Annotated in this window: 8 protein-coding genes and 1 pseudogene; 4 read left to right on the plus strand and 5 right to left on the minus strand. The window is 60.6% G+C overall.

Annotation, left to right across the window (positions count from 1 at the left end):
* Nucleotides 1-524 precede the first annotated feature (524 nt).
* The 3 genes from QMX93_RS27445 to QMX93_RS27455 all read right to left on the minus strand — a co-directional run bounded on the left by QMX93_RS27445 (nucleotide 525) and on the right by QMX93_RS27455 (nucleotide 3,186).
* On the minus strand, nucleotides 525-1,154 hold the full coding sequence (locus QMX93_RS27445) for an EF-hand domain-containing protein (RefSeq protein ID WP_282358648.1): 630 nt from the start codon (nucleotides 1,152-1,154) through the stop codon (nucleotides 525-527).
* A 233-nt stretch (nucleotides 1,155-1,387) separates the two neighbouring features.
* On the minus strand, nucleotides 1,388-2,437 hold the full coding sequence (locus QMX93_RS27450) for an ATP-binding protein (RefSeq protein ID WP_282358649.1): 1,050 nt from the start codon (nucleotides 2,435-2,437) through the stop codon (nucleotides 1,388-1,390).
* Nucleotides 2,437-3,186, minus strand: coding sequence for a response regulator (locus QMX93_RS27455; protein ID WP_053122719.1), 750 nt, complete (start codon nucleotides 3,184-3,186; stop codon nucleotides 2,437-2,439). Before QMX93_RS27455 ends, QMX93_RS27450 begins: the two co-directional genes overlap by 1 nt.
* Before the next feature lie 296 nt (nucleotides 3,187-3,482).
* On the opposite strand from QMX93_RS27455, the gene pyrF reads away from it, so the two are divergent.
* Nucleotides 3,483-4,181: an orotidine-5'-phosphate decarboxylase gene (pyrF, locus tag QMX93_RS27460; RefSeq protein WP_282358650.1), complete on the plus strand. Its 699-nt coding sequence runs from the start codon at nucleotides 3,483-3,485 to the stop codon at nucleotides 4,179-4,181.
* A gap of 85 nt (nucleotides 4,182-4,266) precedes the next feature.
* Here the strand turns inward: pyrF and QMX93_RS27465 are convergent, their stop codons facing one another.
* Together QMX93_RS27465 and QMX93_RS27470 are read right to left on the minus strand one after the other, a co-directional pair.
* On the minus strand, nucleotides 4,267-5,271 hold the full coding sequence (locus QMX93_RS27465; RefSeq protein WP_282358651.1) for an NADP-dependent oxidoreductase: 1,005 nt from the start codon (nucleotides 5,269-5,271) through the stop codon (nucleotides 4,267-4,269).
* Entirely contained in the window at nucleotides 5,268-5,405 is a 138-nt protein-coding gene (locus QMX93_RS27470; RefSeq protein ID WP_156316174.1) for a hypothetical protein, read from the minus strand. The genes QMX93_RS27465 and QMX93_RS27470 overlap by 4 nt, the downstream gene beginning before the upstream one ends.
* 105 nt (nucleotides 5,406-5,510) lie before the next feature.
* Here QMX93_RS27470 and QMX93_RS27475 point away from each other — a divergent pair, with 105 nt between their 5' ends.
* The 3 genes and pseudogenes from QMX93_RS27475 to QMX93_RS27485 all read left to right on the plus strand — a co-directional run bounded on the left by QMX93_RS27475 (nucleotide 5,511) and on the right by QMX93_RS27485 (nucleotide 9,854).
* Nucleotides 5,511-6,272: an SDR family oxidoreductase gene (locus QMX93_RS27475; RefSeq protein ID WP_282358652.1), complete on the plus strand. Its 762-nt coding sequence runs from the start codon at nucleotides 5,511-5,513 to the stop codon at nucleotides 6,270-6,272.
* 130 nt (nucleotides 6,273-6,402) lie between these two features.
* On the plus strand, nucleotides 6,403-7,779 hold the full coding sequence (locus QMX93_RS27480; RefSeq protein ID WP_282358653.1) for a PLP-dependent aminotransferase family protein: 1,377 nt from the start codon (nucleotides 6,403-6,405) through the stop codon (nucleotides 7,777-7,779).
* Nucleotides 7,780-7,887: 108 nt separating this feature from the next.
* Nucleotides 7,888-9,854 (plus strand): annotated as a pseudogene (locus QMX93_RS27485) (methyl-accepting chemotaxis protein).
* Nucleotides 9,855-10,534 lie beyond the last annotated feature (680 nt).

Consider the following 10,534-nt stretch of genomic DNA (forward strand, 5'->3'; position numbering starts at 1 on the left):
CCTTCGCTCCGGGATTGATCCGGGGTTCATCGCCTACGGTTTGCTTCGCTGCACCTCCTCTCGATGTGTTTGGCTGCGCCAAACGGTCGCTGCGCTCCCACCCCGGATCAATCCCTCCACTCAGCCTACCGACGGGCTCCGAGATCAAAATCAAAAGCTTGTCGAGCTTGCGCTCATCCTGTGTAGGAGCTGCCGAAGGCTGCGATCTTTTGATCTTCGTTGGATTCGCCCCTCACCCCGGCCCTCTCCCGAGGGAGAGGGGGCCGATTTTTGGGCTTTTCAAAATTTGTGTTCGACTCGGTATCCCACGTCGGCGTACTTCTACCAAACCACCCGATCAGTCCCCTCTCCCTCCGGGAGAGGGCTAGGGTGAGGGGCTTTTGATTCAGCTCTTCAAACTCGAGTTCAACTCGGTATCCCGCGTCGGCGTATCTCTCCGAATCCTCGCGGTCAGTCCCCTCTCCCTCTGGGAGAGGGCTAGGGTGAGGGGCTTTTGATTTTCCGCTGTAGATTGCGTCGCAGGCTCAAGTCGCCACGTTCAAATACTTGCCGACCGGCGCCGCGTTATCGAGCGAGTACTGTTTGCTCAAATTGGCGATCATGCGATTCAGCGCTTCTGTCGTGCTTTGAGTCGAAGCCGTCTGTTCTTCATCCGGGCGTTCGCGTCCAGCCTGTAAAGCGGCTTTCAGTTCATCACTGCTTACGCCGCCACTGCTGTCGCTATCGAGCACTTGGAGCAGGGCGGCGCTGGTGTCGGTGTTGCTCGTTGAGGTGCTGTCGCTGGTTTGCAACGCGCTGCTCAGTTCGGTGGCGGTGACGCTGCCGTCGCCATCGGCATCGAGTTGGCTGAACAGTTCGTCGCTGTTCATTTGTGGCGGTGGCGGGGGTGGCGTCAGGCTGGCGGTGAGTTCGTCCTGGCTGACGGTGCCGTCCTTGTTTTTGTCCAGGGCGGAGAAGATTTCGCTGCTGTCGGCGGTGCTGCCGGCGCTGGTCAGGCCGCTGCTCAGTTCGTCGCTGTTGATGGTGCCGTCGCCGTTGCTGTCGAGTTTGGCGAACAGTTCTTTTTGCAGTTCCTGACTGCGGGCGTTCCGCGTGGTGGTGTTGCTGGTGCTGGTGCTGGTATAGCTCGTGTAGTTGCTGACGCTACCGATCATTGGACTCACTCCCTGGAATGAAAACCGGTGGGTGTACCGGCTTATGCAGCGTCGGGGCGCAAGTTGTCGGGGGTATGTGGGGTTTGTACCGGGTGGTACACAGATCAAAAGAACATCACTAAACCCTGTGGGAGCAGGCTTGCTCGCGAATGCGGTGGGTCAGTCCAAAACATTGCTGGCTGACCCACCGCTTTCGCGAGCAGGCTCACTCCTACAAGGGGATGGTGGTGTTTTCAGGGGCGGGGCAGGCGGATGATGGCGGTGAGGCCGCCGCCCGGGGTTTCTTCCAGATTCAGCTGTCCGCCCAGACGCTGCGCGGCTTCGCGGGCGATGGTCATGCCGAGGCCGACGCCGCCGGAGTTGCGGTTGCGTGAGCCTTCCAGTCGGTAGAACGGTTCAAACACCGCTTCACGTTTGTCGGCGGCGATGCCCGGGCCGTGGTCGATCACGCGAATCAGCAGTTGTTCACGCTGATCCTCCAGTTCGATCCGCGCCTGCCCCGCATAGCGCAGCGCGTTGTCCATCAGGTTGTTGAGGCACGAGCGCAGCGCCATCGGTTGCACCGGCAGCGGTGCGCAATGGCCGCTGACTTGCACATCGGCGCCCTGATCCTCGGCGTTTTCGCACAAAGATTCGACCAGCGCCTGCACGTCCATCAGTTGCAGGGCTTCGCTGGTGCGCTGTTCGTGCAGGTAGGTGAGGGTGGCGTCGAGCATGCCGATCATGTCGTCGAGATCCTGACGCATCTGGCCTTGCAGCTTTTCATCGCTGATGTTTTCCAGGCGCAGTTTCAGGCGTGACAGCGGCGTGCGCAGGTCGTGGGAGACGGCGCCGAGCATGCGCGCGCGTTGCTGCACCTGTTCGCGGATGCGCTGTTGCATCAGGTTGAAAGTGTGCGCCGCTTGCCGGGCTTCTTTCGGGCCTGATTCGTCGAGCGGCGGGCTGTCGAGGTTTTCGCTGAGGCGTTCGGCGGCGTCGCTCAGGCGCTGGATCGGTCGGGTCAGCAGTTTGGCGCCGTACCATGCGGCGATCATCAGCGAGATGAACTGAAACGTCAGCGGCACCAACGGCCCGCCAAACCATGGGCGCGGTGGACGCGGTTCGAAGCGCGGATCCATCGGCGGACGCTGGCCGTCGACGCCCTCGGAAAATTCCGGCGGTGGCGGCGGCGGAGGCGGGCCGTAGTGGTGGAACCAGGCAAACGCCAGCAAGTGCGCCAGGACGATCGCCACGAACAGCATGCCAAACAGGCGGCCGAACAGCGTGTCGAAGCGCGCTCGCATCAGCCGATGTCCCGCGCGTCGAACAGGTAACCCTCACCGCGTACGGTTTTGATCAACTGCGGGGCTTTCGGATCGTCGCCGAGTTTTTGTCGCAGGCGCGACACCAGCAAATCGATGCTGCGGTCGAACGCTTCGATCGAGCGACCGCGCGCGGCGTCGAGCAATTGTTCGCGGCTGAGCACTCTGCGCGGACGTTCGATAAACACCCAGAGCAAACGGAATTCGGCGTTGGACAGCGGCACCACGAGGCCATCGTCGGCGATCAACTGGCGCAGCACGCTGTTCAGGCGCCAGTTGTCGAAGCGAATATTCGCACGCTGTTCGGTACGGTCGTCGCGCACGCGGCGCAGAATCGTCTGAATGCGCGCCACCAGTTCGCGCGGTTCGAACGGCTTGGCCATGTAGTCATCGGCGCCGAGTTCGAGGCCGATGATACGGTCGGTCGGCTCGCAGCGCGCGGTGAGCATCAGGATCGGGATGTCCGATTCGCTGCGCAGCCAGCGGCACAGCGACAAACCGTCTTCGCCGGGCAGCATCAGGTCGAGCACCACCACGTCGAAATGTTCGGCCTGCATCGCCAAACGCATCGCCGCGCCATCGGTCACACCGCTGGCGTGGATGTTGAAACGCGCAAGGTAGTCGATCATCAGCTCGCGGATCGGCACATCGTCGTCGACGATCAGCGCGCGAATGCTCCAGCGTTTGTCGTCTTTGGGCTCATCAGTCGCGGTCATTTGGGTGTTGTGCATGAGGCTGTTCGTCTGCCAGGTAGGCCGCCAACCACAAAGATGGGCTGCGAGGTAGTGGTTTCAGCATAGGCGTCCGGCCGTGAGGCGGGAAGTGCTGATGTAAGGACGTGTTGCGGCTGGCGAGGCTAGCGTGGGTGCTTGTTGCTGGCGTGTCGGCTGTGTATCGGAGTCGACACAATAGCAGCGAGCGCTATGCTGATCACGTTTGGCGCGACGATTTACCGATCATCGGGTGCCGCGCCGCCGCCGGTTCCGCTACAATGCGCGCCGATTTCGTCCTGCCTGAGAGCCCATTCATGTCCGCCTGCCAGACTCCTATCATCGTCGCCCTGGATTTCCCCACCCGTGACGCCGCACTGAAGCTGGCCGACCAGTTGGACCCGAAACTGTGCCGGGTCAAAGTGGGCAAGGAATTGTTCACCAGCTGTGCCGCAGAAATCGTCGGCACCCTGCGTGACAAGGGTTTTGAGGTATTCCTCGACCTGAAATTCCACGACATTCCCAACACCACCGCGATGGCCGTAAAAGCCGCTGCCGAGATGGGCGTGTGGATGGTCAACGTTCACTGCTCCGGCGGTATGCGCATGATGGCTGCTTGCCGTGAAGTGCTCGACAAGCGCACGGGCCCGCAACCGTTGCTGATCGGCGTGACCGTGCTGACCTCGATGGAACGTGAAGATTTGGCCGGTATCGGTCTGGACATCGAGCCGCAAGAGCAAGTGTTGCGTCTAGCTGCACTGGCCGAGAAGGCTGGCATGGACGGTCTGGTGTGCTCGGCGCTGGAAGCCACGGCGCTGAAAACCGCGCACCGGTCGCTGCAACTGGTGACCCCGGGGATTCGCCCGGCGGGCAGCGCGCAAGACGATCAGCGCCGCATTCTGACCCCGCGTCAGGCGCTGGATGCCGGTTCCGACTATCTGGTGATTGGCCGTCCGATCAGCCAGGCGGCGGATCCGGCTCAGGCGCTGGCTTCGGTTGTAGCCGAAATCGCCTAAAAGATCGCAGCCTTCGGCAGCTCCTACAGGGCTATGTGAACACCTGTAGGAGCTGCGGCACGCTGCGATCTTTTGATCTTCTGCTTTAAACCTTCAACACCAACTTGCCAAAGTTCTCGCCGCTGAACAATTTCATCAGCGTCTCCGGAAAGGTCTCCAGACCTTCGACGATATCTTCCTTGCTCTTGAGCTGCCCCTTGGCCATCCAGCCGGCCATTTCCTGCGCCGCGATGGCGTACTGCGCCGCGTAATCCATCACCACAAAACCCTCCATCCGCGCGCGGTTGACCAGCAGCGACAGGTAATTGGCCGGGCCCTTGACCGCCTCTTTATTGTTGTACTGGCTGATCGCACCGCAAATCACTACCCGCGCTTTCAGGTTCAAACGGCTCAGTACTGCGTCGAGAATGTCACCGCCAACGTTATCGAAATACACGTCCACGCCTTTCGGGCATTCGCGTTTGAGCCCGGCGATCACGTCTTCGTTTTTGTAATCGATGGCGCCGTCGAAACCCAGCTCATCGATGAGGAATTTGCACTTGTCGGCGCCACCGGCAATGCCCACCACGCGGCAACCTTTGATCTTGGCGATCTGCCCGGCAATGCTGCCCACCGCGCCAGCCGCGCCGGACAACACCACGGTGTCGCCAGCCTTCGGCGCGCCGACATCCAGCAAAGCGAAATAGGCGGTCATGCCGGTCATGCCCAGCGCTGACAGATACACCGGCAGCGGGGCCAGTTTCGGATCGACCTTGTAGAAACCTCTTGGCTCGCCAAGGAAATAATCCTGCACGCCAATGGCACCGTTAACGTAGTCGCCGACGGCAAATCCCGGATTGTTCGAGGCGACGACTTTTCCCACGCCCAGTGCGCGCATAACCTCACCGATGCCGACCGGCGGGATGTAGGACTTGCCCTCGTTCATCCAGCCACGCATGGCCGGGTCGAGGGACAGGTATTCGTTCTTGACCAGAATCTGGCCCGCCGCCGGCTCGCCGACCGGTACTTCCTGATAGGTGAAGGTCTCGCGGGTGGCAGCGCCCACCGGGCGTTTGGCGAGCAGGAACTGGCGATTGGTCTGGTTGGTCATGGCAGGCACTCGAACGGAATGAAGCCTTGTTGATAGACCTTCATGGCCGATGCCGCAAGGTTGGCTGATGCGGCGAATGCACGTCGATCCAGTGCAGTGATGATCACCGGGCCGGTTTTATCACTGCAACGCATGGGTGCCTAAACAGCCACTGGATAGTGCTGACGCGCGGCCAACCGCTGTGGCTATGCTGCAACGCTAAGCATTCCCCCTGCATCTATGCGTTCGAGGACATAACAATGAGCATGACGTTTTCCGGTCAGGTTGTCGTAGTCACAGGCGCGGCCAACGGCATCGGCCGTGCGACCGCCCAGGCATTCGCCGCCGAAGGCTTGAAAGTGGTAGTCGCCGATCTGGATACCGCAGGAGGCGAGGGCACTGTGGCGCTGATTCGTACAGCCGGCGGCGAAGCGACCTTCGTCCGCTGTAACGTGACCGTCGAGAGCGAAGTGAAAAATCTGATGGACGAGGTGATCAATACCTACGGCCGTCTCGACTATGCCTTCAACAATGCCGGGATCGAAATCGAAAAGGGCAAACTGGCCGAGGGCTCGATGGACGAGTTCGACGCGATCATCGGCGTCAACGTCAAAGGCGTCTGGCTGTGCATGAAGTACCAGTTGCCATTGCTGCTGGCGCAGGGCGGCGGGGCGATCGTCAACACCGCTTCGGTCGCCGGTCTTGGCGCAGCGCCGAAGATGAGCATCTATGCGGCGTCGAAACACGCAGTGATCGGCCTGACCAAATCGGCGGCCATCGAATACGCCAAGAAGAAAATCCGCGTCAACGCCGTGTGCCCGGCGGTGATCGACACCGACATGTTCCGTCGCGCCTACGAGGCCGACCCGAAGAAAGGCGAGTTTGCCAACGCCATGCACCCGGTCGGCCGCATCGGCAAGGTCGAGGAAATCGCCAGCGCCGTGTTGTACCTGTGCAGCGACGATGCGGCGTTCACCACCGGTCATTCGCTGGCAGTAGATGGCGGCGTCACCGCGTTCTGAACCTGCTCCCTCACCCAGCAATGTGTATCAAAGAGTTAGATCGAGCGCTTTTGTCGGCTTTGTCGCACAGCCTCCTGACGGCGGCTGTGATTTACTGCGGCCAGCAAAACGGACAGGAGTTTGTGCGCTCATGGAATTGAGAATCGACCGACAGGCATTGGTGCCAGTGGTGCAGCAAATCGTTGATGGAATGACGGAGTGGGTCGCGCAGAATGGCGTCGCGCCCGCCACTCGTTTGCCCTCGGTTCGGCAAATTGCCCGGGGCAACTTGCTCAGCCAGTCCTGTGTGACCGAGGCCTGCGAGCGGCTGGTCGCGCAGGGGATTCTGGCTTCATGCCAAGGCACGGGGTTCATGGTGGCCGCGTCACCCAAGACGCTGTGCGGACAGGGCGAGGGCGAGGCTGGTTGCAGTGGCTTCTACGGCGCTGCTGGCGGACTGAAACTGGGCAGCGGCGGCTTGCCCGAGAGTTGGCGCGAGTCCGATGACTTGAGCTATGCGATCCGCGAGGTTGCCCGCACGGACATGGCCAGCCTGTTCAACTACAGCAGCGCGGCAGGCCTTCCGGCGCTGCGCGAGCAGATCGTCAAACGCCTGAAAATATTCAATATCGATGCGCCTGCAGAGCAATTGCTCACCACGGCAGGTGCCAGCCATGCACTGGATTTGATCGTGCGCACCCTGTTGCAAGCGGGAGATTGCGTGGTCGTGGAAACACCCGGATACGCGCCGCTGTTCAACCTGCTGCGCCTGCACGGGGTGAACATGATCGAGGTGCGCCGCACGCCGACCGGGCCTGATCTCGACGCGCTTGAAAGATTGCTGCGTGAATTTCGCCCGGTGGCGATGTTCATCAACAGTCATCACCACAATCCCACGGGTACCAGCCTGACAGCGACCGCGGCTCAACAGGTTTTGTACTTGTGCAGGCTGCATGATGTCCGCCTGATCGAAGACGATGTCTACGCCGATCTACACAGTGGTAACGGCACCCGGCTGGCGGCGCTGGATGAACGGGTGATTTACGTCGGCAGTTTTTCGAAAACCCTGAGCAGTTCATTACGGGTCGGTTTCGTCCTCGCCGAACCTGAGGTGATTGCCCGTCTGGCGCAAGTGAAGATGATCAGCAGCATGGGCGCCTCGAGCTTCAGTGAGGCGGTTGTGGCAAGCCTCATGGCCAGCGGCGCTTATCGAAAACTGGTGCAGCGCCAGCGCCAGCGCCTGAATACCGATCGCACCGCCGCATTGCAGTTGCTGGAAGACGCCGATTGGGAGGTGTTCGGCAAGCCTACGGGCGGATTGTTCATTTGGGCGCGGGCGCCGCAGACCGATGATGTTCGATTGTGCCGCCAGGCTCAGCGCAGTGGTGTGTTGCTGTCGGCGTCCAGTGTGTTCAGTCCGAGTGGCGAAAGCAGCGATTGGCAGCGGATCAATGTGGCGCATGCCTGTGATCCGCGCGCGCGGCAGTTTTTTCGCAACACTTGTGCGGATCGACCTCGAGTGTCCTGAAAACGACGCGGACGTAGCTTTTTGCCATTATTCCGACGCCAGAGACTTGTGCTGCCTGTTGGCCGTTGCGACTCTGCGTTCACAGACTTTGGCAGGGGATTAAGCGCAATGATTTCGGCCGTGCAAGGACGTTTTGCCAACCTCGGTATGGCAAAAAAACTGGGTATCGGATTTGCACTGGTGCTGCTGTTGACCGCGCTTGTCGCGGCGATTGGCGTCTGGTCTCTGCAAACCATCAGTCAGCGTTTTGATGGGCTCAAACAGATGTCATCGCTCAATAGCGGTCTGCTCGATGTGCGGCTGCTGGAGCAGGAATATGCGCTGCGCGGCAATCCGAAAACCGCCGATGCCTTGCGTGAAGGCGTCGATGGGCTGATTGCTCAAGCCAACGCGCTCAAGGCGCAATCAGCGGCCAACGTGCCGGTGATGAACGATGTCGTGCAATCGCTGGAGGCCTATCGCAAGGCCTTCGATGAATTTGTTTCGCTGACCCAGACCAAGGATCTGGCACTGGAGATGGCCAGTTGGTCGGTGTCCAGCGTCGCCAATAACCTCGATGTGTTGCAGGCCGGGTTGGCGGACGACGGCGCCTATACCCTGAAAGAGTCCGAGGGCAAGGACGGTGCGCAATTCATTGAGCAAGCCAGTCAGGTCAGTCAGGTGTCGCGGCTGATGTTGCAGGCGATGAACGAGGCGCGGGTTCGTCTGGATCAAAGTCGCAAGGGCGATGCCGACGGTGCCGACAAAGGCAATATCGAGCAGGCCGCGCAGGCTCAGGCGCAGGCCGAGGCGCTGAAGTCCACGGTCAAGGACGAGGGTTATCTGACGGTGCTCAATGAAGTATCGGGGCACATTGCCGGGTTCAACGAGAAGCTGGCGGAGTACACCGGGTTGCTGGCGCAGGAAAAAACCGTCTACGGCCAATTGCATCAGCGGGCCGCGCAAGTGGTGGAGCGGGTCAATCAGGCGTACGTCGCTGAAGACGGCGCGATGCAGGCTGAGCTGAAGAAGAATTCGCTGCTGATTATTGCTTCGTCGGCGTTGGCGCTGTTGGTCGGGTTGATCGCGGCGTGGGTGATCACGCGGTTGATCGTTGCGCCGTTGCGCAGTGTGATTCAGGTGGCGCAGCAGATTGCGGCGGGGGATTTGAGTGCGACAGTGCCGGTGACGCGTCGTGATGAAATTGGCCAGTTGATGCTGGCGATGCAGCAGATGGGCGCGGGGTTGAGCACGATTGTCAGCGGGTTGCAGGCGGGTATCGAGCAGTTGGCGAGTTCGGCGCAATCGCTATCGGCGGTGACTGAGCAGACCAATCTTGAGGTCAGCAGTCAGAAGGAGGAAACCGAGCAGGTTGCCACCGCGATGAATCAGATGACGGCGACGGTGCATGATGTTGCGCGCAATGCCGAAGAGGCCGCGTTGGCGGCGCAGACCGCAGACAGCAAGGTTGAGAGTGGTCAGCAGGTGGTGCGGCAGAGCATGGCGCGGATCGAGCAGTTGGCGGATTCGGCGACGTCGGCGAGTTCCAGCATCGAGAGCCTGAGTGCCGAGATTCAGAATATCGGCACGGTGCTGGGGGTGATCAAGAGTGTGGCCGAGCAGACCAATCTGTTGGCGTTGAACGCGGCGATCGAGGCTGCGCGTGCCGGGGAGCAGGGCAGGGGTTTTGCGGTGGTGGCGGATGAGGTGCGTGCGTTGGCGCGGCGTACGCAGCAGTCGACCGAGGAGATTGAGCGATTGGTCAGTGCGTTGCGGGCGGCGGCGCATTCGTCGGTGCAGCAGATTCAGAGCAGTGGTGAGTTGGTGAAGCTGGCGGTGAGTGATGCGCTGCAGACGGAGAGTGCGCTGGGGAGTATTGCGGCGGCGGTGTCGTTGATTCAGCAGATGAATCAGCAGATTGCGGCGGCGGCGGAGGAGCAGAGTTCGGTGGCGGAGGAGATTAATCGCAGTGTGACGAGTATTCGTACGAGTGCGGATCAGTCTTCGTTGGCTTGCGGGGGAATGCGGCTTCTAGTGTTGAGCTGGCGCAGTTGGGGGTTGGGTTGCGGGGGATGGTTGGGCATTTTCGGCTTTGACGCTTTTGGTGTGGCTTGGCGGCCTTTGGGCCGACCATGCTCTTGGGTTTTTGGGTGTATATCCGGTTCTTCGGGGGGTGCGGATTACGGTTCCGCTCTTACAGCGGGTCACTTTTGCAGACGCCCAAAAGTAACCAAAACGCTGGGCCCCGGCGTTCGGCCCGCTCGCTGGGGCTCGGGGTTCCTTCGTTACGGGATTCATCCGGGGGCATCGCCTCCGGTTTGCTTCGCTGCACCTCCTCTCGATGTGTTTGGCTGCGCCAAACGTCGCTGCGCTCCTACCCCCGGATAAATCCCTCCACTCAGCCTTCCGAAGGGGCCAGCACGGCAAGATCAAAAGCCGCAGCCGAGCTTGCGCTCATCCTGTGTAGGAGCTGCCGAAGGCTGCGATCTTTTGATTTTGATTATGCTTTTGTAGGAGCAGAGCTTGCTCGCGAAGGCGGCCTGACAGCCGACCCATTTCTACGGTTGTACTCAATCCCTGTGTGGCGGGCTTGCTAGCGATGACGGCCTCACAACCAACAATTATCTGCCTGTCCGCACCCAATCCAATTGTGGGAGATTCTATGGTTGCGAACAACGTTTTTTAGGCAGTTTTGCTGACGTATGCTTTCTCGCTCTTCAGCAGCGCGTATGCAATACGCGCAAGTTTACGTGACAAAATCACCAGCGCTTCAGTG

Origin of the sequence: Pseudomonas sp. PS01303 (assembly GCF_029959385.1) — a bacterium.
GTDB lineage: Bacteria > Pseudomonadota > Gammaproteobacteria > Pseudomonadales > Pseudomonadaceae > Aquipseudomonas > Aquipseudomonas rustica.